The following is a 25,372-nucleotide window of genomic DNA, read 5'->3' as shown; positions in this document are numbered from 1 at the left end:
AGGATTCGTACTTTTGTGTCAGTAAAAGTGCGAGTCCTTTTCGTTATAGAAAGGAATATTAAATGATTTTTATTGTTTAAACGATCAACCTAAGCTAGGAAAAACATTTGATGATTATGCACGTTTATCAAGCCTCTTCAAAAACTGCTACGCAGGTCTTTGGGATGGAACCCTACAATAATCTGTATGCTTTAAAGCCTGATTTTGATGCCATAACGGAGTATGCTAGGCTGCATAATAAAGGCGGATTTCATGCGTTTACGCTAGATATAAGGAAGGAATAGCAGAGAGCCGAAACATTTTGCTCACTCTATTGCATTGATGAGGAAGCTGCCACAGGTATATCCAATGGGGCTTTTACCTGTTATTTTTTAAATATAAATGTTTTTAATCAAGAGTACATATTTAGAAAAGCTACCTTTATATTGAATATGCCATTTTCAATATAAAGGTAGGATAAAAAAATTAATATTTGACTTTAGTGATAATAGGGGTTTCAACTCTACTATTCAATTTTTGGAATAGCCAGATAGCAAGGAATAAAGCCATGCTTACAGTACCAAAACCGACCCAATTCAAATTTAGGACAGAGGTATGACTGATGACAAACCCGCCTAATGCAGACCCCAGTGCAAAACCGAATTGGATAAAGGAGGTATTTATGCTGAGGGCAATGTCTGGATTTCGAGGTACTAGTGTAACAAGAAGGAGCTGCTGGGCAGGAGAAATACTCCAAGTTGCTACCATAAAAATCATTAAAATCAAGATCAATACAAAGAGATTGATACCAGCTAGTGCGAATAAGAGGAGCGTTACTGCTTGTAACAGCAATCCAAAACAAATGGTAAAACGCGAACCCTTTGCATCAGCCAATTGCCCGCCCACTCTTGAGCCAAGAAAGCTACAGATGCCAGCTAAAAATAGAATGCCACTAATTTCAGTCATAGAAAGAGGGGATGTGGCTTGCAAGAAAGGCGTAATATAAGTAAATAGGGTAGCGTAGCCACCGACATAAAATAAAGTAATCGCCAGGGCAGTTAGAATTTTTGAATCTTTTAAAATCGAAAGCTGCGACCTAAGTGTAACAGCTTCTTCCTCCTTGATAACTGGAATTTTTTTATAGATGATAAGCAGTGGAAGAATGGTTAATAAACCGATCAACATAAATAAAACTCTCCATCCAAATATTTCGCTAAAAAATGTGCCAATTGGAACACCCAGCACGAGCGAACTACTTAGTCCCATCAAAATGATGCCGATAGCACGGCCTCTTCGTTCTTTTTCAACTAATCGAGTAGCTACTGCCATGGCTACCACTGTAGCAATTCCTCCGCTAACCCCTTGAATAATTCGTATCCCTAGTGCGTACTCAAAAGAAGAGCTGATAAACATGAATCCGTTACTAATAATGAACACACTAACGGTAGCCATAAGCAACTTTCTGCGATCCACATTGATCGTGAGCGCAATGAGAATTGGAGCGAAAATGGCTGCTGCTAGGGCAAATAAAGTCACTAATAACCCAGCTTCTGAAATCGTTACTCCAAAGTCGACGGCAATCATTTCAATAACGCCTGTAATAATGTACTCAACGGTTCCGATTAGAAAAACAATGAGTGATAAAACATAGATAATCAGCTTATTTTTCAACTCAATTCACGCTTCCTTCAGCTATTTATAATAGGTATTTGTATCTCCATTAATTGGACGTTTTGGGTTGTAGATAATGGTAAATAGATTTCTCTACCTGGTTCGTTTTCCTTGACTTGATAGTTATTTTCTACAATCCAGTTAGCTAAATCAACACAGGCTGTACAAGCAAAGTTAGAATCTGAACGAAAGGTCATTGTGGCCATCATTGGCTCAGGAGGAAGAGTCCGTAGTTGAAATGTATCAGGGAGTGATGAAAGCTCCTTGGTTAAAAAATAGCCGACTTCAAATTCAAACTCGTCTTCTTTCTCCTCTATTTCTTTCCATAAAACAACCTGAGGACTTTGAGCTAATTGGCGCATTTCCTTTGTTAGTAATTGATTAAATGTACAAAACAGATCTGGAATATCTTCTTCTCTCCCGCGTGCTTTCAAAGAAAGGAATTGCTGAGCATCCACTGCCTTGATGCGGATTTCTTGATCTGACTCCACCTGACCCTCTCGTTCTAAAAGTTGCATACGTTCTTCAATTCGTGCAAGCTTGGCCTGTTCCGTCTGGATAATATGTTGAATCTCACTTTTTTTCAGCTTAAACATCCCTTGTATATCTTTTAACGAAATATCTTCGTGGAGCAAACGTATAATTTGTGGCAAGGTAAACCCCAATTCCTTATAGAGAAAGATCCGATTGAGCTCTAGTAGCTGGTCTGCTGAATAGTATCGGTAGCAAGTATCATGGTCCACCTTTCTCGGCTTTAATATGCCAATCTGATCATAATAGCGCAATGTTTTTAAGGATACTTTGCTTAGCCTAGAAAATTCACTGATTTTAAACAAAATATCACCTCCAATCTAATAACTTAATGCAAGTATACAGTTTCCTGTGCAGGGGAAAGTCAAATGCTTTTTAAATAACCTTACTACAATCTAATGTAGTAAGGCTCTTGTGAATATTTCAATGAATGTTAAATATATAAATAACAATAATAATATAATTAAAAACAATTATTATTTATTGTTAATCAATAAATTTCGTGTTAAATTTATAGTGTCATTAAATAAGTGAGGTGCTTTCAATGAATGTTAAACCAGGTTTAACATCTTTTTTAAAGGTAATAATTCTTCTGGCTGGGATGGCCATTCTTGCCCTATGTATATTTTTTGTACCTCCTATGGCTCATTTCGCATCGAGTTTGTATCCGAATTTTTACCCAATGAATTATCTCATTTTCATTGTGATGTATGGATCGGCTGTACCTTTTTACATTGCTCTCTATCAGGCTTTTAATCTTTTACGGTACATTGAAGCGAATACAGCTTTCTCGGAATTATCTGTAAAAGCATTAAAGTACATAAAGTGGTGTGCGATAATAATCAGTGGCTTGCACCTATTAGCTTCACCACTTTTTCATTTTATAACAAACAAAATGGATCCTCCTTTTGGAATAGTGGGACTCCTCATCATTTTTGTTTCACTAGTTATCGCCATTTTTGCGGCTGTCCTCCAGCGGCTTCTACAAGAAGTGACGAATATAAAATTAGAAAATGATTTAACGGTCTGAGATGGATGATATGGTGATATTAGCCAAACGAAAACTGCTCATAGAAGAGATGTAGAACATATCATTTAGAATTCGGAATCCTATGGAAGTTTAATAGTGAAGCAAGTAAATTTCTAGATAGATATGTAGTTTAATCTTTTAAGGGGGCTGATCCACTTTTATTATACTTTTGCTATACTTTATGAAATTGAATAGTATAGGAGGCTATAAAAGTGGATTGGAAGATAAAAAAATTTGATGAATTAACAGTAAAAGAACTATATGAGATACTGAAGGTTCGTGCGGAAGTTTTTGTGGTAGAGCAAGAATGTGTCTATCAGGATCTAGATTCAAAAGACGAAAATGCTTATCATTTATTTGGTGAAGACCAAGGAGAGGTAGTTGGGTATTTAAGAATTCTACCCAAAGGAATAGCATATCAAGAAGCAGCAATCGGAAGAGTGTTAACAAAGCAAACCTACAGAAAAAAGGGATTGTCTCTGGAAATGGTGAAAAGAGCAATTGATTATATTCTAGATGAGATTGGAGAAGACGCAATCCGCATTTCTGCGCAGGCATATTTGCTAAAATTCTATGAGGGCTTCGGATTTGAAAAGACATCAGATGTTTATTTAGAAGATGGAATAGAACATATAGAAATGCTATATAAAAGGCTGTAATTATCAGACACCTTGCGTTTAAAGAGGAGGATAGCCCTCAAATAGCAGGATAGAATTCTAAAAGTGGAGGATAAAACTGAAAAAGTAGCGGATAGAACGCTCAAAGTGAGGGATAGCCCTCAAATAGCAGGATAGAATTCTAAAAGTGGAGGATAAAACTGAAAAAGTAGCGGATAGAACGCTTAAAGTGAGGGATAGCCCCGCAAATTAGGAGGATAGCATGTAAAGAGCGGATAAAATACTAAAAGATGAAAAAATAGCAGATTAACAAATTGTAAAAATTGAGCGCTATCCGAGCATAAGGATAAGCGCTTTATTTTTTTCTTGAACTTTTAAGCCCTTAAACTAGTATTTAACCTTCAATCCTAGTAATGAAGCAAAACCTATGGCTTGTTCAGTAGAGACTTCACACCCATTTAAACTTTCTGGAGTTACTTGAAGTCTTTTAAATTTACATGTACTGATGTCTATTCCTTTTAAGGAAGTTTGGGAGAAATCCACATCATTTAGATCACTTTCCTGAAACGCTACTTTATTAAGTAAACAATCATAAAAATTCGCACCTTGCAGGGAGGTGCTATCAAATAGCACTTGTTTAAAGCGCACTTCGGGGAAATTGCATAAGTTTGCAAGGCAATTTTCAAATGAAACATTGCCGAGGTTTGCTTCAGTTAAATTCAACCCTAATAGTTTACAGTTTTTGAAGGCCACTCTATGAATGATGCCTTCACTTAAGTTAGTGTTAGATAAATCACAGTTTTCAAAAATGACGTCCGTTAAATCAATTTTTTGAAAGGTACAATCGATGAATGTGACATTTTTAAAGATAACATTAGAGACGATTAATCGTTCAATATCCTCGTGAGCAATGACCGTATCCGTAATCTTGCAATTTGTTAAATAGGGTTCCTCCTCATAAAAAATATCCTGAAAATTTACTTTGTCAAGATTCGGGGATATTTTTGGTGATATAAGTTGGAAATTGTATGACATATTAGCACACCCTTCAAATATAAATAAAAGCTTCTTCTATTTAGTATAAGTGCAAACCTAAAATAAGAACACCGTCTATACGGTGCTCTTATCTGGTTTAAACAAAGGATTCACCATCTTACTAAAAACGGAGGCTAGTACCTGTTGAAACAGCATCCCGAACACAACAGGCATGGCGACTTTACCTGGAAAGTACGTTGTGGCCACGATGACACCGACAGCAATATTTCTCATGCCACCCGTAAAAACAAAGGTTGCCATTTGTGGACCGTCTTTTAACAGATATCGACCAATGAGGTAAGCAAATAGATAGCCTGATACTGCAAGGAAGAACACTAAAAGCACCACGAAGAAGAGATGCATGTTGATATTCTTTAAATAGGGAGCAATGGCACTGCTATTAATCAGTATGACCGCAAATAAACATAGCTTTGAAAAAGGAGCAAGTTTTTTACCGATTTTTTGAGGGATGGCTCCTTTCGAAAGTTCATTCACTAAGATACCTAAAATCGTGGGTAAGACAATCATCCATAGTAAATTCAGAATCAGGGATGCCACATCCAACTCAATTTTTTCACCCGAAACGATATAAAGGATGAAGGGGAGGATGATGGGAGAAAGGAGCGTATCAATTAAAATAATTGATAAGCCTAACGGTAAGTTCCCTTTGCAAATATTGATCCAAATAACACTCGTTACACCTGTTGGAAGTGCAACTGCTAAGACAAAACCAACAGTCAACAAATGGTCATCGAACAAAACAGTGGATAAGAAATAAGCCCATAAAGGCATCAAGAGATGAAGAAAAAGGATGGAGAATAAAATGAGAACTGGATGCTTCATGAAAATTTTTACATCTTTAAATTTCATATGTAAGCTTCCTGAGAATGTCATGAAGGCAAATAGCCAGGAGACAAGGAATAATAAATGATGTCCAATACTTTCTAAGAATACACCTACAATTAAACTTAATGGTGTCAGGATCGCAATGTATTTTTGGAGAAATACATTTAGTTTTTCTAACATACAAAGACCTTCTTTTTTTATCTGATTTTATCACTTTTATTATAATCGTAGGTAAATTTACCGCAAAAAAAGCAGAAGATTTACTCCTGCTAAGAATTTACATGTTTTTTATTGGTTTCTTTAGTGAACGGCATCCATACAATGCCTACGATCAATAAAATATTACCTGTCCACCTAACCCATAAATAATAAGGCTGGTCTTTTAAAAAGTACAACGAAGCTAGGATAATAACCATCCCAATACCAATCATTAATTTTAAATAAATCGGAGTTTTTGCCATTCTCCTGCCTCCTTTCTATCTTTTCATGAATATGTATCTATATCACTTTTTTCCTATCCAATGCGCAGTAAAGACAATGGGGAAAAATAGTATGCCAAAAGGCAGGCTTATCAAAACGATATGCCAAGTAAGGATGCCACTAGTAAACAAAGATTTAAATAAAATAATGCTATAGGGAATAATGATGATGGCTGATGTTATAGCTCCTGGTGTAACAGAACGAAATAAGAGCGATTGTCCAATATGGGTAAAAGCATGGATAAAGAAAACAAGTGTAACAGCTGTGAAAAAATAGATAGTAAAAGTGACTCCGTTTAGAAAATAGTAGTTAGCTAGAATGGTAGAGAGACTGACAAACAAGAAGATAAATAAGACAGCAACAGCAAATTGTGCGGTGCTCATTGAAAATTGTTTTACCACTTTATCGGCCATTTTTTGGGGTAATCTTTCATACAGCTTATGACGATTATGATGTAACCATTTCTCTACCATAATAATTTCTTCAAAATCGTGAATAATAAATAAAATAGGAAACAACCAAATTAGTGTTTGAACATTCAACCATTCCATATGAATACCTCTCTCCTTATCACTATGCTGAAAGTGTTACTAAAAATACCATATTTATATAATATATGTTAATAATAACATATTAGAAAAAGTTGTAAGCTAAGATTCATTTATTATTGAATCTAATTATTAAGAAATCGGGGATGAAGCTGTGAGTGAAATCGATAAACGTAATAGACTAAACAAGGAACCATTCTCATATCAAACGACAAAAAAGGGGACTGTCGTTATTTATTATGAAGGCAAGCAAATTAAAATCGTCAAGGAGAAAGAGGCTGAGCGTCTACTAGCAAAAATTCAGCAGGTGGAGGGGCAGATAAAGGAAGTCCAGCTATTGTTAGCTAAAATTACGGAGAATTTTAAACGAGGTAACGAGAAATTGGCTAAACGTCAAAAAGGGAATGAAGGTTAAAAAAGATTTATTGAGATAATAATTATGCAAAGCTAATAGTAACATATTGAATTGGTTTTTCCTTTTTAAGGCAGGCGTTAAGGGGGTTATTACGATTATTTACTGTATGGTTCTCTTTTATAAAAATACAAACACTTGCTTTGTCCAATGAGAAGGAAAGATAAATTAACGCACAATTAGCGGATTTGAATTTTTTGTTAATTATTAGCTCATTTTACCATTTTGTCGATAACCTGTGTTATTCTATATTAGAATAATAAATTAGGAGGCGGTAATATGTATTACAGCAATGGTAACTATGAAGCTTTCGCACGTCCTAAAAAACCTGAGGGAGTCGATAAAAAGTCTGCTTATCTGATTGGCTCGGGACTAGCCTCACTGTCAGCAGCATGTTTTTTAATTCGTGATGGCCAAATGAAAGGTGAGAACATTCATATTCTTGAAGAGTTAGATATTTCAGGAGGAAGTCTAGATGGCATACTTAATCCGACGAGAGGGTTTATTATTCGCGGTGGACGAGAAATGGAAGATCATTTTGAATGCTTATGGGATTTATTCCGTTCCATTCCTTCGTTAGAAGGAGAAAATGCTTCCGTTTTAGATGAATTTTATTGGCTTAATAAAGAGGATCCTAATTATTCAAAATGTCGATTAATGAAGGATAGAGGCCAAAGACTTGAGGATGATGGCAAGTTCACTTTATCAGACAAATCCTCAGAAGAAATGATTAAATTATTCTTTACGCCTGAGGAAAAATTAGAGGATAAAAAAATCACAGATGTCTTCTCAGATGAATTTTTTGAATCGAATTTTTGGCTCTATTGGTCTACAATGTTTGCGTTTGAAAAATGGCATTCTGCGATGGAAATGCGTCGTTATATTATGCGTTTCATTCATCATATTGGCGGATTACCAGATTTATCGGCCTTAAAATTTACAAAGTATAATCAGTATGAATCGCTCGTGTTGCCAATGATTAAATACTTAGAAAGTCATGATGTTGATTTCCAATATAATACGGTTGTAGAAAATGTTTTAGTTGATAAGGTAGGAGACAAAAAAGTAGCTCATACATTGGTGTTACGAAAAAATGGTGTGAAAAAGAATATTGAACTAACAGAAAATGAGTTAGTGTTTGTGACAAATGGTAGTATTACAGAAAGTACAACATACGGGGATAATAATACGCCAGCCCCTATCAATAAAGATTTAGGTGGCAGCTGGTCCCTGTGGAAAAATATCGCTGCCCAAGGTGAAGAGTTTGGTCGACCAGAAAAGTTCTGCGATAATCTGCCAGAGGAAAGCTGGTTTGTTTCAGCTACCCTTACAACATTAGATGATCGTGTGGCTCCATATATTGAAAAAATCAGTAAAAGGGACCCATACGCTGGTAAGGTCGTAACAGGAGGGATTGTCACAGCTACCGATTCTAATTGGATGCTAAGCTATACATTGAACCGACAACCTCACTTTAAAAATCAACCAAAGGACCAATTAGTTGTTTGGATTTATGGCTTACTATCAAACAAGCCAGGTGATTTTATTAAAAAAAGTATTACGGAATGTACAGGTATTGAGATTGCACAAGAGTGGTTATACCATATGGGTGTACCAGTGGATGAAATTCCAGACATTGCACAAAATTCTTGCAATACGATTCCATGCTATATGCCTTACATCACTTCTTATTTCATGCCAAGAGCAATGGGTGATCGTCCACTTGTTGTGCCAGAAGGATCAGCTAATTTAGCCTTTATTGGCAACTTCAGCGAAACAGCAAAAGATACAGTCTTTACTACTGAATATTCCGTAAGAACGGCGATGGAGGCAGTCTATCAACTATTAACGATTGACCGAGGTGTGCCAGAGGTGTTTGCGTCTGCCTTTGATGTTCGCACATTATTAGCATCAACGGCTCGTTTACTGGATGGTAAAAAACTAACAGATATTGATGCACCATTTATCTTAAAGCAAATCGGTAAATTGGGTATTCATAAAACAAAGGATACAATCATTTATGATTTACTGAAAGAAAGTAAACTAATATAGTGTTGAAAAAGAGACAAAGCAGTTTGAGGGGCTTTGTCTCTTTTTTTTATAGCCAGTCTTTTACATAGGCAAGTAAACCGATAAACGCACCTAACCCCATGCCAATAAAGACAGGCACTATGAGGTTGGCTTTCTTGTGTACGGTTTTCATTTCTTCCATTGAAATCCCTTCTTTCCCATCACATACTTAAAATTCTAAGCGCATCGTTTGGTTCGTATCCTTGAACCCGTGTTTTTCATATAAGGATTTAGCGCCTTTATTTTCAGTCAATACATTTAACTCCAGATAGTCCAAGTGACGATAGGCTGCCCATTTTTTCGCTTCATCTAATAAAGCAGACCCAATTCCTTTGTTTTGGTAATACTTGCCAACATTCACATCCACAATAAAAGCATATTTGTGTTCAACCAAGCAAGTATAGGGTGGGGTCGTCGTTTCTTTAATAAGTAAAAAGCCTACTACTTCGTTCTCGAATGTTGCGATTAAAATATCTGAATCATCTTCAATGATCGTAAACCTGATAAAGTTGGCATCTTGTTTGGCAGGTTTGATATATTTAGGTTGAAGAATCGACATCTCAAAAAAAAGCTCTTGGTATAAACGCTCAATTTGCGGAATTTCATCGAGCGTTGCAGTTTTTATTTCCATACTATCCCTCCGTCAGTTTTAGCATCATAGTAAGTAATATTTTACATTAATGGTTGATTAATAGAAAGGAGAAGGCACATGAGGTTATGGCATATAGATTTAATTGCATATCTACCAAAAGGACAACTACTGTCGCAGTGGAGAGAGCTAAATAGCATATTTGCGAAAGAGGATCAGCATATACTGATTAACTATATATACGAATACCCGAAAGAAGACTTGTATTTGTATACCGAAAAAGTCATGGATGAAATGAAGAAGCGGGGTTACCAAATTCGAACCTTCGAAAAAAAGAATAACTACTTTAAGGGTTTAGGCCCAGTAAAGGATAGAAGACCCTTTCAACAGCATCATAATCAGGAATATCTTGAAATATGTTTTTATAATTTAAAGGAGAAATTTATAAGAGGCCAGAAGGATTATGAAGAGGAATTGTATCAGCAATTATGCACATATATAAATAACGTGCTTTAACTAGGAGGGTTATACATGTTAAGAGCGATTATATTTGATGTAGATGGAACGATTTTGGATACGGAGCAAGCGATTTTACAGTCATTGCAAAGAACCTTACGAGAAGAAACACAACAGGACTATCCCTTTGAGGCATTACGATTTGCTTTAGGCATCCCAGGAAAAGATGCATTGCAGAGGCTTAACGTGGATGACATAGAGGCTGTGCATCAGAAATGGTCTGCGGCTGTGCTTGATTTTTCACATGAAGTGGCTGTTTTCGAAAGTCTAGAGGAAGTTATTCAGCACCTTGCAACAAAGCCACTACAATTAGGGATTGTCACTTCTAAAACAGCGCAAGAGGTAGTGGATGAGTTTGAGCCGTTTGGGTTAAGTGAGTATTTCCAGCATATTGTAAGTGCCAGTGATACGGAAAAGCATAAACCACACCCAGAGCCGCTGTTAAAATGTCTGGACGCATTACAGGTAGCACCAGAAGAGGCCATCTATATTGGTGATTCTATCTATGATTTCCAATGCGCAAAGCAAGCAGGCGCCAAATTTGCCCTTGCCCATTGGGGAGCCAAATCCACCATTGGCTTTGAGGAGGCAGATTACGTTTTTTATGAGCCAAAGGATATTTTAGCAATCGTTAAGTAGCATGAAAAATAGAAGATGGTGTCCTATATATCACAGCATCTTTGCCTAGGAGGAAGGTAAATAGTTAAGAAGGTTAAGACAGTCAAATTCCTTAAATCTACACTCACATGGGATAGGATATTGAACGTAAATAAATGGCTCACCTGAATGTGAAAACTTAATGAAAGAACATGGAGTTGCGTAGGCAGCTCTTTTTTTCTTTCTTGAATAGTGGCATAAAAAAATTTATAAGAAAAGTAATTGACACCCAAACTACTCGGTGTTACTATGTAGTTGTAATAAGTAATACTTAATAGCTTCTCGAAAGCGAAAAAATTTTACCTAAGTACTAAGTTGTACAGAATAGTAAAGCAAATAGAGGTGGTTCTGCATATGGAAAATTTAACGGAGATGCTGAAGGGGTCCCTGGAAGGCTGCGTACTGGAAATCATTAGCCGTCATGAAACCTATGGATACGAAATTACCCGACGCCTGAACGAGTTAGGGTTCACTGAGGTCGTGGAAGGGACGGTCTACACCATCCTCGTGCGTTTAGAGAAAAAAAAACTGGTAAATATTCAAAAGAAACCATCAGATATGGGACCGCCCCGCAAGTTTTACTCACTTAATGAGGCTGGACGTGACGAACTAAAATTATTTTGGGAAAAGTGGGATTTTATCTCGTCAAAAATCAATGCTCTAAAGTCTTTTTAGTTTCATATGATAATGCGTCTGATCTTTAGCTTGATAATACAAAGGAGGAAAATAACGTGATTGAATTGTTCAAAAAAATGATGGGTGATAAAAAAGAGTACAAGATGATGATGGCACGGGTCGAACAACTACCAGAGGATTACCAATTTGTGTTTAAAAAAATTCAAAACTACATGTGGAATTTCACAGTGGGTAATGGGATGGATATGCTGCATATGCAATATGAATTGATCGAGTTGTTCGAGGCTGGGGCAGCAGAAGGCAGGAAAGTGCTGGAAATCACTGGCGAAGATGTAGCGTCTTTTGCTGATGAGCTAGTGGCAAACGCAAAAACCTATATCGCCAAGTATCGTGAAGATTTAAATCAAAGCATTTTGAATCGATTAGGAAAAAAATAAATGGGTCAGTAATACCGACTGAATAGCTACTTGTTCATTGTTGCCTTCGCTATTCAGTTTTAATTTTAAACGGTACTAAGTTATACAGATTATCAGTCAGACTAAGTAGCTGAGGGAAAGTAATCTAACTCTGCAAAGAGATTTTTAAAAAGGGAGGAAAAAGGATGCGCAAAGATACGATTTCTGTAAAAGGGTTAAAAAAATCTTTTAAAGAAAAGGAAGTTTTAAAGGGCGTGGATTTTGAGGTGCGGCGTGGTGAAATTTTCGCATTGTTAGGCTCAAATGGAGCAGGGAAAACGACGATAATCAATATTCTCTCCACATTGATGAAGTCTGATGGTGGCAAAGTAGGGATTTGCGGTTTTGATGTCCAGCACCAACCAGATTATGTTCGTCAGAGCATCAGCCTAACAGGGCAGTTCGCCACTTTAGACGGTATGCTCACAGGGCGGGAAAATCTGATCATGATTGCCAAGTTGCGAGGGGTTTCCAATCCCGCTCAAACAGCAGACAATCTACTCGCAAGATTCAGCCTGACAGATGCGGGCAATCGTCGGGCCGACAATTTCTCTGGCGGGATGCGGCGCCGACTTGACATTGCCATGAGCATGATTGGGTCGCCAGCGGTTATTTTTCTAGACGAACCAACGACAGGGCTTGATCCTGAAGCACGAATGGAAGTCTGGGAAACAGTCAAGGAGCTTGCGGATGGTGGCACGATCATCTTGCTAACGACCCAGTACCTGGAGGAAGCCGAACAACTGGCGGATCGTATTGCCATCCTACATGAAGGGAAAATTATAACGACAGGCACCCTTCTAGAACTTAAAGAGATGTTCCCACCTGCAAAAGTAGAGTACATTGAGAAGCAGCCAACACTTGAGGACATTTTCCTCGCCATCATTGGCAAAAAGGAGGAGATTTAAATGAAGAGTAAAGCATGGGTATTGCTAGGGCGTTTAATGCGTAACATTATGCGCAGCCCAGATACAATAATTACGGTGGCGATTACGCCAATTATGATGATGCTACTATTTGTCTACGTATTTGGTGGTGCAATAGAGACAGGTACAGCCAACTACGTCAATTATTTATTGCCAGGAATCTTATTGATGGCCATTGCATCGGGCTGCGCTTACACTTCCGCACGGCTGTTTACAGATAGAAAGAGTGGGCTGATGGCACGTTTTATCACCATGCCCATCAAGCGGTCGTCTGTATTGTGGGCTCACGTGTTGGCCTCGCTTATTTCCAACGCGCTTACTGTTGTAGTCGTTATCCTTGTTGCGTTCTTGATGGGTTTCCGTTCTAGTACGGATCTCTTGGATTGGTTTGCGGTAGCTGGCATACTAGGGCTGTTTACGCTAGCACTGACATGGTTGGCAGTCATTCCTGGGTTAGCAGCAGGGTCTATGGAGGGGGCAACAGCCTATTCGTACCCGCTGATTTTCCTACCCTTTATCAGTTCGGCCTTTGTTCCCACGGAAACCATGCCTAAAATTATCCGTGCGTTTGCTGAGAACCAGCCCGTTACCTCAATCGTCAATGCAATTCGCGCCCTCTTATATGAAGGCTCTGTTAGTAATGATATCTGGCCCGCTCTTATGTGGTGCATCGGCATCATGGTCATCGCATATTTTTTCGCCATTAAACAATTTAAACGCCAGTTAGGCTAAATTCGTCATTATCAAATAAGCCATACGAAAAAGTCGATTTCTTATTGTATAGGAAATCGACTTGTTCTCGCTTCTATTCAATCTATATGGATAAAGACAATGCTAATTTCGAAAATGATTTCGTGCTAGAAGGGTTGCTGACTGATATTCAGAAGGCAAATCATCCTCAAAATAAATCGCTTCTACTGGACAAACTAATTCACAAGCTCCACAATCAATGCAAAGATCTGGATCAATTACATATTGGGTATCTTTCATAACAATGCAATTTACTGGACAGACATCCAAACAGACAGCCGCTTTTTCATCCCTGCATAATTCTGTAATTACAAATGCCATTATAAATCCTCCTATACAGACAACTGGTGTTTTAATTCTTCGGGTGAGTGTTTCCAATACGCTTCATTAAATTCAGATAAAAACTGAAAAAGTAGCTTTTTTGAATGACGATCCATATGCTGCAAGTGAAATTTCCCTTTCAGTGCCTTATCTAAAAAATTTACCTGCTCTGGCAAAGATTTATAGCCAAGCTTAATACGACGTTCTTCTTTTGATACCCGTACTTCACTTGCGGTACATCCCGCATAATAGGGGCCATTTTGATTAACCTGAATCGCTACCCAAACTATCCAATAACGATAATAATCGCTACTAGCATGAGCTAGATCAGGTGAAAAACGAACTTTTTTTTCAATTTTACTTCGTCCGTGTAAGGCTTCTAAATCTATAAACACGTGCTCTTTTTCACAATCTATAATAATTGACGTTACATTATTTAGATCAAGGGTACCTACTCCGTAACCTCCATCTCCGTCAGTTGAATCGTTACTTAAAATTGTAAAATGCATTTTCTCCTTCATAGAAGTCACCTCGACACATTTGTATTTCCTTATTAATAAATAGTTAATCGGTCTGAACATACAGTTTTTGCTCATAGCAAAACGCATAAAAAAACATCACTGTACGCTACGTTGTACAAGATGTTCTACCTGTTGGTAATTTTTCAAGTACAAATCTAACAAACACATTACGTATAGTTTTTATAAATTAAGATACTTGAACGTTTTAGTAGTAATTTTTTTCTATACGTAATGGTTGTCTAGGATTTTTCCTCATACTTTTATCGTTAAAAAGTATAAATACAATATAACGTCTAACATCAATGATTGTCTTCAGACTAATGTCTGAAATGTTATGTATTGGAAATTTGACGATAATACAGCCTTTAATTAACAGAAGGTTGTTGCTATAAATTTTGCCTTTCCGATTTAACTGTTAGAAACCAAGCAGCTGAAAAAGGGACTAAGACTCCTGAAAACAGCTAATTTTCTATAAAGGACAATAAAATTGCTTGTTGTTGTAACAATAATAGTGTACGATACATAGTATAAGTTATACAGTGTATGTCATATAGTAAGTGAAATTGAGGTGAGTGAATGAGTACGTTACTGAATTCATTAATGACAGAACTTAGGAGAGGAACACTGACATTAGCCGTTTTAAGTCAATTACGAACACCGCAGTATGGATATTCACTTGTTCAATTATTGGAAGATTCGGGCATTAATATCGATCAAAGTACCTTATATCCATTGCTTCGCCGTTTAGAAAAACAAGAGTTAGTGACAAGTAGCTGGGAAACCTCTGAGAGTAGACCCCGCAAGTATTATGTATTAAGTGAATTTGGATTAGACGTCTTTTTACAATTGAAACGAGAATGGATTAATAATTCAAAAGAACTTTATGAGCTACTAAAAGGAGATGAGGATAAAGATGAATCTGACTGAAATTTATATTCAAGAAGTCACGCGGAGGCTGCCTGAAAAAAATCGTGAGGATATCGCACTTGAGTTACGATCAACCATTGGGGATATGCTGCCTGATGATTACAGTGAGCATGATGTAAAGGAAGTACTGGAAAAGTTAGGGAACCCAGCGGCGTTAGCGAGCGGTTATCGTGACCAACCAATGCATTTAATTGGCCCTCGCTATTTTGATGTATACCTCTCGTTACTAAAAATGATTATTCCCATTGCTGCTGTCGTTGCAGTAATCTCAATGTTTGCTGAATATTTTATTAGATTTGGCGGGGAAGAAGCGGTTCTTAATGCTGTCCTCAATCTGATGGGTGAAGGAATATGGAGAATCATCGAAGTAGGCATACATGTCTTTTTCTGGCTAACAGTCGTATTCGTCATTTTAGAACGTACTGATAAAGGAAAAGAGCAGCATCCATTATCAGCAAGTCTTAAAAAATGGACTCCCGAAGATTTGAAAACCGTCATTTATATTCCTAAGAAAAAAGCAATTACCAAGCTTGAAGTATTTGGCTATTTAATGTGGACGGCCATTTGGGCAACTCTATATTTCTATGCAAATCATCTTTTAGGTATATATGAAGATGGTGGAGAGGGTCTTGAATTCGTAATGCCAGCTTTAAATCAGGATGTTTTACTTCGTTATTGGCCGTTTGTGATCGTTGTCATTGCTCTCGAAATTGGGTTAGCTCTCTACAAACTACTGAAAGGGCAATGGACGAAAAAGGTGGCAATTTTTAATACAATTGTGGAGCTTTTCGCAACCGGAGTATTCATTGTGATAGTAAGTAATCCGAATTTAATGAACCAAGAAAGTATCGCGTACATGAGTAATTTATTTACCACATCTACTAAGCAATTTGAAATATGGCTAATTGGCGGCATAATTATTATATTTGTTGTATCTGCGGCAATCAGTATATTCGACGGCTTCCGCAAGGCTCGAATTCGTTAATTCATCGTTGTTTAACATTAATTAGTACGTAACGATGGATACTTTACTTAAAGATGGCCTTCGTATAGAGCCATCTTTTTCTTTTGAAATCTATGTAGGATGAAGTGAAATTACATAAATAAACAGTGGGGGAAGTAAAATGGATTTACTAATTGGAATAGCAATTGTACTAATTGTGTTTTTCTCTTCAAGCATAATAGAGAGAAAGTTAAAATCGATTGAAAGGCAAAACAATCGCATAATAGAAATACTAGAAGAAATAAGAGATAGAAAATAAATAGATTGTCTACGAACAGCGGAGTTTAGTATAACGATGAAATACCCCATCAAAGTAAGACAAGCTTTGATGGGGTGCTTTTATGATTCACAGATAAAAAAATCGCATGACATTCAATAAAGGGACAAGCTTACAATTTTAATGGGAAGGTATTATTCAGGCGGATATTTATACGTTTTGAGATGTGTGTGATGAATCAATTTAACATCAGGTCCTGAAGAAATTTCATAGGTCATTCGATCCTTTCCAATAGGAATCCATTGTCCGCCATCCGTAGGTTCAATTTCAAATGTAATTTGCATTTGAAAGCCTCGGAAATGATTTCTTTTTGTATCAATTACTTCAATTTTCCAAGGCGTAATATGAGGGGAAACATCCTTTCTAATCTTTGAATAATAATTGGTCAAATCTTCTTCAATATAAGGAGTAAGCAAAAGCATGAGCATATCCTGCAATCTCAGCTCGTTAGAATCCTGTGTTGGTTCAGCTGTTGAAGCGGATATTGTTTGAAATGAAGGAACTAGTACAAGGGGGAATATAAAGACGAGTAATATCTTTTTCATTTTCTTCTACACCTCTTAGTGATCTTTCCCTAATGCATTGTATTGTTACCTTTATGGAATGAAGTATGTATGATCGAAGTAAAGGTGTTCGAGTATAGGTTTTACAAATAATTGAAGATATTTTCTGACATGACGATTGGCAAAAAATAAGCTGCGATACGGTTCATCACAATAAATGGTGTGGAACCAATCATTTTGATGGGGCCTTGCTATACTTTGACCAACATAGGTATTCGATAAAAAATTTAAAATAACCTCTAACATAAATCTACGTTCCATCATAACGAAATAATTATATGTATTGGATGGCGATGAAGTGTGCAATAGGCAAAAAATAGAAGGGGCACAGATGGAAGTGCCCCTTAGTAACAAATCGGGAGGTGCCATGTTAAACGAATTCGCTTAACACTACTTCTATTTATATGATAAGATTACTTGGTTTTATAGACCATCATCTTGCATATGCTAAAATTTACACATCGTAGCGAAGAATAGCTGTTATCCAGTCCTTTACTAATAGTTGCCATTGGAGCTGTGAACTGTCTAAGGGAAGAGAGAGACTTTGCAGCTCTTTAGGGAGCAAGTGTATTTTATGACGTATTATTTCATTGTCAGGTGATTCTGTATCAATAAATAAAAGATAGCGTCCAATTAAATCTTCCTTATACATAGATGGATAATCAAGGGCTTTTAATACACGTGTAGAAAATTCCACACCATTTAGCTTTACTTCAAAATGTCCTCGCACATTAAATTCACAGTGAATATGTGTACCAGGTAATCGACGTAGCGCTTGTAGGAAAGCAGCTAATGTTCTTTCACTAATGAAATAGGTTTTCCAATAGTATTGACTTTCTTCATGTTTACTTGAATTAGCATCATATATATCGTACCTTATTTCGATTGTTGTTTCTGCTTCGCTAAATTTTTTCCTAGTGAGGTAGTGCCGAGCAATTTTTTTAATGGTGTGATGATCTAAGTCACATCCATAGCTGAGAATAGTTACTTGTCTACGCTGTGCTTTGGCAAATAACCGCATTTCTAAATTTGCATCACTATTTAAATCCCAGCCATAGCGTGGGTTGTAATGAATACAAGTACTTTTGTTCATTGCGACCTCCTTTTTGCCATGTCTACTAACATTATAAATAATTTTGTCTAATTTTCCTTATTTTTCTTTTGAAAATGAAACTTTTGGATTTTAAGTTTCGTATAAACTGGAAAATACTTTTTTAGGAGGTAATTATGGCTAAATGGAGAGGCACAATCCTTCTTTGTACATTGCTATTAACAGCCTGTACAGCAGAAACCGTTCAACCTAAAGAACAAATACAGGAAGAGAAAAACGATGAAAATATTGTGGTCACAAAGGATGGCAAAATAACCTTTGAAATTAAGAATGAGATTGGTGTTCCACAAGAAAAAGTAGAGGCTATAAAAGATGAAATTGTGACGGCATATGACCATATTAAGGATTCTATACATACTTCCTACACGCCATCTGAGCACATCAACGTATGGTTTAAGGAAGACGGTCTATCCTGGGGGTTTGCATCGAAAATCGAACTAACTGGTGTTCAAGAAGATTCCTATCCACTTGTCCATGAAATGACCCATTCTTTACTTGGCTATGGCAACAATTTCGAATCAGATCATGGCTATTTTACACAAGAGGGTTTTGCGAGTTATATGGAGGATCAATATGGAAAAAATAAATTATACTTTGAAAAATACATGAAGCATTATTTGGATTCAGATAAGTTAATTCCTATTAGTAAGTTAATTGATCCAAATCAAGATGATGTCTATTTTCGCCCAGCACTTTCAAGTGAAGAACAGAATCGAGTCATGATGGAGATGAGCTATACGCATGCGGCATCATTTGTTACATATTTAATTGATACCTACGGACTCGAAAAGTTTGAACATATATATAACGAGAAAGAACTAGCGCAAAAATTAGAGGAAGTTTACGGAAAGAGTAGTAGTGAGTTAGAAAAAGAATGGTTAGCATTTATTCAACAACAACAAGGGTTTACTCATGAGGAAAAATTTAAATCAGGAAATTTTTATGATATGAATACAATTCTTCTTCAAATAGACCCAAAATATTTTGCCAAGGAATAATATTTTTCTAAATATTTAAGTAAACCCAAGTGCTCTTTAATTGGAGCTCGTGGGTTTACTTGTGTATGAATTCGGATGAAACTGTCTATGTAATAAATGAACGCCCAGTAAAACGCACAGACCACCAATGATTCTTAATAATATATTTTTGAGAAATACAGTATCGTCAACCGTAATGACAATCAACATAGGGCCAACCATAATCAATGCGATGCCTAGCAATGCTTTAAATACTCGCAACATGTAAAATTCACCTCAAATTTACCATTTCAAATTTGATTATCGCACGATTATCTGAAAAGGAAAAGGGTCACTAGGCTGGTAAAGTGACCCTTGACCTTACAGACTCCTAAAGTCTGTAAAAGGGTTAGGTGCTAATTGGGGTGATTAGTACAAGAAAGAAGCGCCAACAATAATTAAAAGAATGAATAGAACGACGATTAATACGAATGTTGAACCGTAATAGCCGCCACCGCCAGAGTCGCCGCCGTAATAGCAGCTGTTGTTCATGTTACCTACGTTTCCGTTGTATCCCACTGAAAATCCCTCCTTTCTACAACCTATAATATGTATGCTGGCAGAAAGGAGAAATGGTATTTACCCTATGGTTCTAAAATGATGAAAACATACTTGTAAATTACTTTTATAGAAGAAGGTTTTTCATTTACTTAATTTTATTTTTTTACATAATTAGAGAGTGATGTTAGATTTGCAAGTAAAGTTAGATAAGAAAGCGGGCGTTACATGCTAAGGGAAAAGCTAAAGCAAAAAATCATAAGTGAACCAACCGAATGTATGGCTTATTTAACAGAATTAGTGAAGTCAAATCGAATTTATGATGGGGAGTATTCGGCAATCATTATAGATAGTATAAAAATGGACCTGATTAACCAACACACAGTGGGATGTTTTGTTAGATTAGGGTTTATTACCTGATCTTTATGTAGAATGTGATAGCTGTGAAGCTACCATTCCTTGGTCCGAAAGTACCGTGCGATCTTCAGAGCGAGAGAGATCATTATTGTCCTTTTGTAGATATGTAGCAAATAAAGAAATACAAGGTTATTAGACGAGGATGGTAGAGACAATAATGAAATGGTTCATGATAACTGCCGAATGGCTATTGTTTTATATGGGGTAATTTGTCTATTGAGCTTTAACATAATTCACCTTGGAAACCGTCTCTATGTGGATATGCCGCACGAAGAACCGATGATTGTGACAACATCTTTTGTTCAGACCTCAATGTTCATTATAGGAATAGGTGCTGTTTGTTTTTCTACTATATGAAATATTTAAGGGGTAGTAATGCTTATAAAAGGACAAAGGCAGTGATCTGGGGAAGTCTATTTACCTGCCATGCATTGGCAAGCTGCTTTTATTTGTTCATGCGATATGGGCTGCTATGGAATCAACATGAAGCAATGGAGCTTTTATTATCGACTTTGATTAGTTTCATTTTAAGCATTCAGGCAGTTATGAAATATTACGTGTGTAAAATGACCGAAACTTGATGGTGTATAAAATGCAGGATATAGGTGAGGTGAGAAATATGAAAAGAGGATTTAAACGCATTATGTTAATAATATTTACAATTATCATTTCATTATTTGTGTTGATTCTTACTTTGAGCTTTATTAATCATAAAATACAATTATCAAAAGAAGAGGTACGATTGTTCCAACTGGGCAACTTGTAGAAGTTAATGGTCATCAAATGCACGTTTATACAGAAGGAAAAGGAGAAGATACCCTTGTTTTTTTGTCTGGTGGTGGTACCAGCTCACCTGCATTAGATTTTAAATCACTTTATACTTTGTTAAGCGATAAATATAAAATTGTTGTTGTTGAAAAGGCAGGTTATGGATTTAGCGAAGTCACAGATATTGACCGAGATATTGATACAATTCTAGCTGAAACAAAAGAGGCATTTTAAATCAGAAATTGAAGGTCCATATATTTTACTCCCACATTCGATGTCTGGCATTGAAGCCTTGAAATGGGCGCAAGATTACCCTGATGAAATAAAAGCTATTATTGGATTAGATATGGCTGTTCCTGCTGTATATGAAGAATTATCTATCAATATGTTCCTCGTTCGATTAGGTGCTTTTACTGCTAAGACTGGTTTGATCAGATGGATTCCAAATCTATCGGAAAGTGATGCAATAAAATATGGGAATTTAACAGATGAAGAGAAAGAGTTGTATAAAGTAATTTTTTATCGAAGAACATTGACTAAAGATATGGTTAATGAAATAGATTATATAAAAGTAAATGCGCAAAAAGTCAAAAAAGCTGGAATCCCGAACATGCCTATACTTTTGTTTTCATCGAATGGTGAGGGGACTGGTTTTGACAATCAAAAGTGGAATGGAATTCAAAATGACTTTATTAATAGGATTGATAAAGGTAAATTGATAGAGTTAGATTCATCTCACTATATTCATAGTATTGACTATGAGCGAATAGCTGAGGAATCAGAGGCCTTTATAGAAGGTTTAAATCGTTACTAGCGATTATGTAATGACTGGTGAAGAAATATTTTTGAAGACTTTAAAGAAGTCAATCAAAAAAACAAGTGGAAAAAAGCGATTGATATAGTGAAAAAATGCTAATTGGATAAATAAAAAAATAGAAATGGTACGCTATGCTGACTACCAATTTCAATTTCCATTTAAGAACAGTAGCGAAAACAAAATAGCCTCTTATTCGCTTTGAGTTAGCCAAAATGGTGAAAATTTAGAAATTGTTACGGATAGTGATAAATATGTGAAATTAACAAAGCAAGATTCAGAAAATCTCTATGAAATTAAAGGAGAGAAAAATTAATAAAGTAATTCCATGTCTTGAATACGCTTCAACTAACAAAGTCTTTACTTGAAGACAATAAGCTTTTTATCTAGCTCTTTTTCTTATCATACTAACGAGGTAGTTTAGTTTGAAGAGCTTTGTTTGACTTGCGTTCAACAAACGGGGCCAGATTGCTGAATAACATTCTTTAACGAAAGGTTCGAAAACGATGCTTTGGAGATTTTTAAAGTTACACTACATTTTAAAAACAGCATCTATTGTGCATACATATGGAAGCTGCTCTTTTTCAGCGTAGATGTTGACATAAAATGTGATTTTTGCGTTGCCAAAAGTATGTGTTTCTTCTTTATCTGCATACACTTCAAAAAAATCAATCGTGTAATGTTTATATATCCATTTCTCCATGTAACACCAAACTTCATTAGCTTTTCGTGGATCAAGGCCTTTAGTATGTAAAACTCGACAAGCGTATTATTTTTCATAATTTGCTCTGCATAAAAATACAATCCTCACATAGGCAATGATCGACAGTACCAACAAGTTCTCTCTTCGCATAAAATTGCTCATTTAATTGTTTCGTGTTCATTATGTTCTCCAATAGATTAATGGTTTAATTTTATCAATAATTCAAAAATTTTTGCACATTTTTTATTCACATAACGAAGTAGAGTGTTGAATAAATGTAATATACTTAAAAAAATGTATGGATAATATATGTTATAATGGTTATTAATTACACAATTATCAATTAAATAGTTTCAAGGAGGTTGTTTATGAAAATAACCGAAGGCTACGGCAAAGTGATGATAGATGATTTGAATTTTATGGTGAAATTAAACAAGATAAATGTTCTAAATGCAAATATAATTAGTATATTACGATGATTTGATTCTTATTTTTGTCCTAATTGTAATAGTTGGACTGAATCAAAATGTAGTGACCCTACTTGCAAATATTGCTCAAATAGACCGAAACACCTTTAACTCGCAAATAACGAAATTAAACTCCCATGAAGGGACTTAATCATCTTTCATTGTCTATGGAGACATGCTAATTTTGACCTTCGTTGATGGCTAACTGAAAGCTCAGTAATAAGGAGATTACAATTTTAAACTCATAGTATTTTATCAAAATGAAAAGAGAAAGATTGTTGTTCCAGAACTTAGGTAAAGAGAATTTGAAGGACTTTACCAGGAGGTTTCTCACAAATGAAAAACGAAGAAAATAAGACAAATCAATACGTGCCAAACATAAACTATGATGATACAACTAACTGCGAACATGACATTGAATCTGATATAGTAGTTGGAAATTCACCATGCCCTTGCTGCGAGTTTATTACAATTCCGAACAATGGCGATGCCCTTGCTTATATTTGCCCCGTATGTTTTTGGGAGATAGATTTGTTTATTCAAAGTAATGTTGAGGCAAGTGACCAAAACCATGGCTTAACATTGACTGAAGCAAGAAAAAATTATCAAAGTTTTGGGGCAGTATTGCCCATGTTAAAGAAGTCTTGCAGACAACCAAAAGAATATGAATATCCAATAAAATGAAGAAGCAGATTCAAAGTTGATTGGAGTGGAAAACAGCGACTATGGGAGGAGCGACACAACCCCTCCAGAATGCGTACGTCTGAAACAGAAATCAACGGTTTTAAATTGTTCAAGATTCGGGCGAGATTTTGCAATAAGGAACAGCGCTCGTATTATCAAAACATAAACTAACAACACAATATTTTTTATGTGAAATAACAGGTGGGGATAATACCAAGATCCAGATGAAGAAATTGCTTGGAAGAATACCAATGAAATTTCAAAATTTATTCATACATACCCGAAAGACTCAGAAGCTATTGAACAACTATTATCAAATTTATCTTAAAAAAATCTTCCACAATTGTGCGCATTTCTTTAAAAAGGAATGCGTCTTTTTTAATACGAAATAAACAAAAACTGCGCGTTATTAGTGTGTAAAGAATGGAAATCCATGATGTAGGAAATAATGTAGTTCTCGAATGCAAATTACAATTCAAAAGTAAGCAAATCATTGTGGAGGTAAAAATGACTGTTCTTGATTGTATCATAATAGGCGGAGGTCCTTCTGGGTTAAGTGCTGGCTTAACTTTAGGAAGAGCTAGGAGAAATATTGCATTAATGGATGATGGGACAAATAGGAATAGAGTGACACAGGCGTCACATGGATTTATTACGCGTGATGGGATAAAACCACAAGCATTTAAAGAAATAGCTTTAAAAGAGTTGGTGAATTACCCGTCCGTCTCTTATCTTAATGCGACAGTTACTGAAATTATAAAGGATATAGGTAATGAGCGATTTACTGTCAAAACATCTACGAGTCAGGAATTAGTTTCAGAAAAAATAATACTCGCCACCGGTGTTCAAGAAATATTTACTATACCAAGTATAAGAAAGTTTTATGGGAAAAGTCTATTTAGTTGTCCGTATTGTGATGGCTGGGAGCAAAAGGATAAGCCATTAGTGGTGATGGCAGAAAAAGAAGAGCATGTACTGCATTTGACTAAGTTGATTTATAATTGGTCACAGGATTTGGTTGTCTTAACGAATGGAGCTCACTTATCTAAAGAAGGTAAAATGGAGTTACAAAAACACAATATCAAAATAATATCAGAAAAGATAAAAGACCTCATAGGCAATGATGGGTACTTACAAAAAATAGAGTTTGAATCAGGAGCAACCATTATAAGGTCGGGTGGATTTGTAGCCCCATCTTATTATCGCCCCAATCAGTTTGCTGAGAAGCTTGGCTGTGATATTGACGAAGATGGAAAAGTCATAACAGATGGTGTTGGTAGAACAACTCAAAAAAATGTATATATTGCAGGGGAAACCGAAAGATCTAAACCTTCCACTTTAATGATTTCAGCTGCCAAAGGTAATAAAGCTGCTGTTTCAGTAAATACTGATTTAACGATGGAACGCTTTTGATGACGCCAAAACACTTGGAATAGGATCTTAGCAATAACATATCAGCTAATGTATTCTCAAATATTGTGTTAGAGTTACTATAAGAAATGACGAAGAACGGATTTTGCTTGTAGAATCCGTT

Annotated in this window: 32 protein-coding genes; 18 read left to right on the top strand and 14 right to left on the bottom strand. The window is 36.1% G+C overall.

Features of this window, described 5'->3' with window-relative positions; translation table 11 throughout:
• Positions 1-465 precede the first annotated feature (465 nt).
• Together HXV90_RS05690 and HXV90_RS05685 are read right to left on the bottom strand one after the other, a co-directional pair.
• Positions 466-1,650, bottom strand: a complete 1,185-nt coding sequence (locus HXV90_RS05690; protein ID WP_269898592.1) for an MFS transporter — start codon at positions 1,648-1,650, stop codon at positions 466-468.
• Positions 1,651-1,667: 17 nt separating this feature from the next.
• On the bottom strand, positions 1,668-2,486 hold the full coding sequence (locus HXV90_RS05685; RefSeq protein WP_269898591.1) for a MerR family transcriptional regulator: 819 nt from the start codon (positions 2,484-2,486) through the stop codon (positions 1,668-1,670).
• A gap of 239 nt (positions 2,487-2,725) precedes the next feature.
• Here HXV90_RS05685 and HXV90_RS05680 point away from each other — a divergent pair, with 239 nt between their 5' ends.
• Together HXV90_RS05680 and HXV90_RS05675 are read left to right on the top strand one after the other, a co-directional pair.
• Positions 2,726-3,211, top strand: a complete 486-nt coding sequence (locus HXV90_RS05680; RefSeq protein ID WP_048393816.1) for a DUF2975 domain-containing protein — start codon at positions 2,726-2,728, stop codon at positions 3,209-3,211.
• A 212-nt stretch (positions 3,212-3,423) separates the two neighbouring features.
• The gene (locus HXV90_RS05675; RefSeq protein WP_269898590.1) at positions 3,424-3,870 is read left to right on the top strand and encodes a GNAT family N-acetyltransferase; all 447 of its coding nucleotides are present in this window, start codon (positions 3,424-3,426) and stop codon (positions 3,868-3,870) included.
• A gap of 345 nt (positions 3,871-4,215) precedes the next feature.
• On the opposite strand, the gene HXV90_RS05670 is transcribed toward HXV90_RS05675, so the two are convergent.
• The 4 genes from HXV90_RS05670 to HXV90_RS05655 form a co-directional block, all read right to left on the bottom strand.
• Positions 4,216-4,863 (bottom strand): pentapeptide repeat-containing protein, encoded by a 648-nt coding sequence (locus tag HXV90_RS05670; protein ID WP_269898589.1) that lies wholly within the window; start codon positions 4,861-4,863, stop codon positions 4,216-4,218.
• Between the two features lie 75 nt (positions 4,864-4,938).
• Positions 4,939-5,889 (bottom strand): bile acid:sodium symporter family protein, encoded by a 951-nt coding sequence (locus HXV90_RS05665; protein WP_269898588.1) that lies wholly within the window; start codon positions 5,887-5,889, stop codon positions 4,939-4,941.
• An 89-nt stretch (positions 5,890-5,978) separates the two neighbouring features.
• Positions 5,979-6,170 (bottom strand): hypothetical protein, encoded by a 192-nt coding sequence (locus HXV90_RS05660; RefSeq protein WP_054549391.1) that lies wholly within the window; start codon positions 6,168-6,170, stop codon positions 5,979-5,981.
• Positions 6,171-6,212: 42 nt separating this feature from the next.
• Positions 6,213-6,740, bottom strand: coding sequence for an HXXEE domain-containing protein (locus HXV90_RS05655; RefSeq protein ID WP_269898587.1), 528 nt, complete (start codon positions 6,738-6,740; stop codon positions 6,213-6,215).
• A gap of 151 nt (positions 6,741-6,891) precedes the next feature.
• Here HXV90_RS05655 and HXV90_RS05650 point away from each other — a divergent pair, with 151 nt between their 5' ends.
• Complete coding sequence (locus tag HXV90_RS05650) at positions 6,892-7,152, top strand: hypothetical protein (protein ID WP_269898586.1); 261 nt, start codon at positions 6,892-6,894, stop codon at positions 7,150-7,152.
• A 276-nt stretch (positions 7,153-7,428) separates the two neighbouring features.
• Complete coding sequence (locus HXV90_RS05645; protein WP_269898585.1) at positions 7,429-9,201, top strand: oleate hydratase; 1,773 nt, start codon at positions 7,429-7,431, stop codon at positions 9,199-9,201.
• A 187-nt stretch (positions 9,202-9,388) separates the two neighbouring features.
• Here HXV90_RS05645 and HXV90_RS05640 read toward each other — a convergent pair whose 3' ends face one another.
• Positions 9,389-9,850 carry a GNAT family N-acetyltransferase gene (locus HXV90_RS05640; protein WP_269898584.1) on the bottom strand — a complete coding sequence of 154 codons (462 nt, stop codon included), beginning with the start codon at positions 9,848-9,850 and terminating at the stop codon, positions 9,389-9,391.
• A 78-nt stretch (positions 9,851-9,928) separates the two neighbouring features.
• Here HXV90_RS05640 and HXV90_RS05635 point away from each other — a divergent pair, with 78 nt between their 5' ends.
• The 6 genes from HXV90_RS05635 (at position 9,929) to HXV90_RS05610 (ending at position 13,730) form a co-directional block, all read left to right on the top strand.
• The gene (locus HXV90_RS05635) at positions 9,929-10,324 is read left to right on the top strand and encodes a pyrimidine dimer DNA glycosylase/endonuclease V (protein ID WP_269898583.1); all 396 of its coding nucleotides are present in this window, start codon (positions 9,929-9,931) and stop codon (positions 10,322-10,324) included.
• A 15-nt stretch (positions 10,325-10,339) separates the two neighbouring features.
• Positions 10,340-10,963 (top strand): HAD family hydrolase, encoded by a 624-nt coding sequence (locus tag HXV90_RS05630; RefSeq protein WP_269898582.1) that lies wholly within the window; start codon positions 10,340-10,342, stop codon positions 10,961-10,963.
• A gap of 372 nt (positions 10,964-11,335) precedes the next feature.
• On the top strand, positions 11,336-11,656 hold the full coding sequence (locus tag HXV90_RS05625) for a PadR family transcriptional regulator (protein ID WP_004228545.1): 321 nt from the start codon (positions 11,336-11,338) through the stop codon (positions 11,654-11,656).
• Positions 11,657-11,712: 56 nt separating this feature from the next.
• Positions 11,713-12,054 carry a DUF1048 domain-containing protein gene (locus HXV90_RS05620; protein WP_036080890.1) on the top strand — a complete coding sequence of 114 codons (342 nt, stop codon included), beginning with the start codon at positions 11,713-11,715 and terminating at the stop codon, positions 12,052-12,054.
• A gap of 164 nt (positions 12,055-12,218) precedes the next feature.
• Complete coding sequence (locus HXV90_RS05615) at positions 12,219-12,980, top strand: ABC transporter ATP-binding protein (RefSeq protein ID WP_269898581.1); 762 nt, start codon at positions 12,219-12,221, stop codon at positions 12,978-12,980.
• Complete coding sequence (locus HXV90_RS05610; protein WP_259949163.1) at positions 12,981-13,730, top strand: ABC transporter permease; 750 nt, start codon at positions 12,981-12,983, stop codon at positions 13,728-13,730.
• A 102-nt stretch (positions 13,731-13,832) separates the two neighbouring features.
• Here HXV90_RS05610 and HXV90_RS05605 read toward each other — a convergent pair whose 3' ends face one another.
• Both HXV90_RS05605 and HXV90_RS05600 read right to left on the bottom strand, forming a co-directional pair.
• Complete coding sequence (locus HXV90_RS05605) at positions 13,833-14,069, bottom strand: DUF362 domain-containing protein (RefSeq protein WP_269898580.1); 237 nt, start codon at positions 14,067-14,069, stop codon at positions 13,833-13,835.
• 11 nt (positions 14,070-14,080) lie between these two features.
• Positions 14,081-14,590, bottom strand: coding sequence for a YwhD family protein (locus tag HXV90_RS05600; protein ID WP_269898579.1), 510 nt, complete (start codon positions 14,588-14,590; stop codon positions 14,081-14,083).
• A gap of 576 nt (positions 14,591-15,166) precedes the next feature.
• Between HXV90_RS05600 and HXV90_RS05595 the strand changes: the two genes are divergently transcribed.
• The 3 genes from HXV90_RS05595 to HXV90_RS05585 all read left to right on the top strand — a co-directional run bounded on the left by HXV90_RS05595 (position 15,167) and on the right by HXV90_RS05585 (position 16,779).
• Positions 15,167-15,517, top strand: a complete 351-nt coding sequence (locus HXV90_RS05595; RefSeq protein ID WP_048393791.1) for a PadR family transcriptional regulator — start codon at positions 15,167-15,169, stop codon at positions 15,515-15,517.
• Positions 15,504-16,502, top strand: a complete 999-nt coding sequence (locus HXV90_RS05590; protein ID WP_269898578.1) for an HAAS signaling domain-containing protein — start codon at positions 15,504-15,506, stop codon at positions 16,500-16,502. Before HXV90_RS05595 ends, HXV90_RS05590 begins: the two co-directional genes overlap by 14 nt.
• Before the next feature lie 139 nt (positions 16,503-16,641).
• Positions 16,642-16,779: a hypothetical protein gene (locus HXV90_RS05585; protein ID WP_004228528.1), complete on the top strand. Its 138-nt coding sequence runs from the start codon at positions 16,642-16,644 to the stop codon at positions 16,777-16,779.
• A 152-nt stretch (positions 16,780-16,931) separates the two neighbouring features.
• On the opposite strand, the gene HXV90_RS05580 is transcribed toward HXV90_RS05585, so the two are convergent.
• Together HXV90_RS05580 and HXV90_RS05575 are read right to left on the bottom strand one after the other, a co-directional pair.
• Positions 16,932-17,342, bottom strand: a complete 411-nt coding sequence (locus HXV90_RS05580) for a DUF3888 domain-containing protein (protein WP_269898577.1) — start codon at positions 17,340-17,342, stop codon at positions 16,932-16,934.
• A 472-nt stretch (positions 17,343-17,814) separates the two neighbouring features.
• Positions 17,815-18,453, bottom strand: a complete 639-nt coding sequence (locus HXV90_RS05575) for a hypothetical protein (RefSeq protein WP_269898576.1) — start codon at positions 18,451-18,453, stop codon at positions 17,815-17,817.
• 134 nt (positions 18,454-18,587) lie between these two features.
• On the opposite strand from HXV90_RS05575, the gene HXV90_RS05570 reads away from it, so the two are divergent.
• Positions 18,588-19,469 carry a gluzincin family metallopeptidase gene (locus HXV90_RS05570; RefSeq protein ID WP_269898575.1) on the top strand — a complete coding sequence of 294 codons (882 nt, stop codon included), beginning with the start codon at positions 18,588-18,590 and terminating at the stop codon, positions 19,467-19,469.
• A gap of 36 nt (positions 19,470-19,505) precedes the next feature.
• On the opposite strand, the gene HXV90_RS05565 is transcribed toward HXV90_RS05570, so the two are convergent.
• Positions 19,506-19,712, bottom strand: a complete 207-nt coding sequence (locus HXV90_RS05565; RefSeq protein ID WP_269898574.1) for a hypothetical protein — start codon at positions 19,710-19,712, stop codon at positions 19,506-19,508.
• A gap of 144 nt (positions 19,713-19,856) precedes the next feature.
• The gene (locus tag HXV90_RS05560) at positions 19,857-19,979 is read right to left on the bottom strand and encodes a YjcZ family sporulation protein (protein ID WP_081010967.1); all 123 of its coding nucleotides are present in this window, start codon (positions 19,977-19,979) and stop codon (positions 19,857-19,859) included.
• A 1,206-nt stretch (positions 19,980-21,185) separates the two neighbouring features.
• On the opposite strand from HXV90_RS05560, the gene HXV90_RS05555 reads away from it, so the two are divergent.
• Positions 21,186-21,404: an alpha/beta fold hydrolase gene (locus tag HXV90_RS05555; RefSeq protein ID WP_269898573.1), complete on the top strand. Its 219-nt coding sequence runs from the start codon at positions 21,186-21,188 to the stop codon at positions 21,402-21,404.
• Positions 21,405-21,444: 40 nt separating this feature from the next.
• Entirely contained in the window at positions 21,445-21,984 is a 540-nt protein-coding gene (locus HXV90_RS05550) for a hypothetical protein (protein ID WP_269898572.1), read from the top strand.
• A gap of 532 nt (positions 21,985-22,516) precedes the next feature.
• Here HXV90_RS05550 and HXV90_RS05545 read toward each other — a convergent pair.
• Positions 22,517-22,687 carry a hypothetical protein gene (locus HXV90_RS05545; RefSeq protein ID WP_269898571.1) on the bottom strand — a complete coding sequence of 57 codons (171 nt, stop codon included), beginning with the start codon at positions 22,685-22,687 and terminating at the stop codon, positions 22,517-22,519.
• 803 nt (positions 22,688-23,490) lie between these two features.
• Here HXV90_RS05545 and HXV90_RS05540 point away from each other — a divergent pair.
• Positions 23,491-23,838: a CPCC family cysteine-rich protein gene (locus tag HXV90_RS05540; protein ID WP_269898570.1), complete on the top strand. Its 348-nt coding sequence runs from the start codon at positions 23,491-23,493 to the stop codon at positions 23,836-23,838.
• 507 nt (positions 23,839-24,345) lie between these two features.
• Positions 24,346-25,251, top strand: a complete 906-nt coding sequence (locus tag HXV90_RS05535) for an NAD(P)/FAD-dependent oxidoreductase (RefSeq protein ID WP_066037871.1) — start codon at positions 24,346-24,348, stop codon at positions 25,249-25,251.
• Positions 25,252-25,372 lie beyond the last annotated feature (121 nt).

The sequence above is a fragment of the Lysinibacillus sp. JK80 genome (assembly GCF_027557635.1).
Classification (GTDB): domain Bacteria; phylum Bacillota; class Bacilli; order Bacillales_A; family Planococcaceae; genus Lysinibacillus; species Lysinibacillus capsici.
Note: the sequence above shows the minus strand (reverse complement) of the source record. Positions and strands in the feature narration are given on the sequence as shown.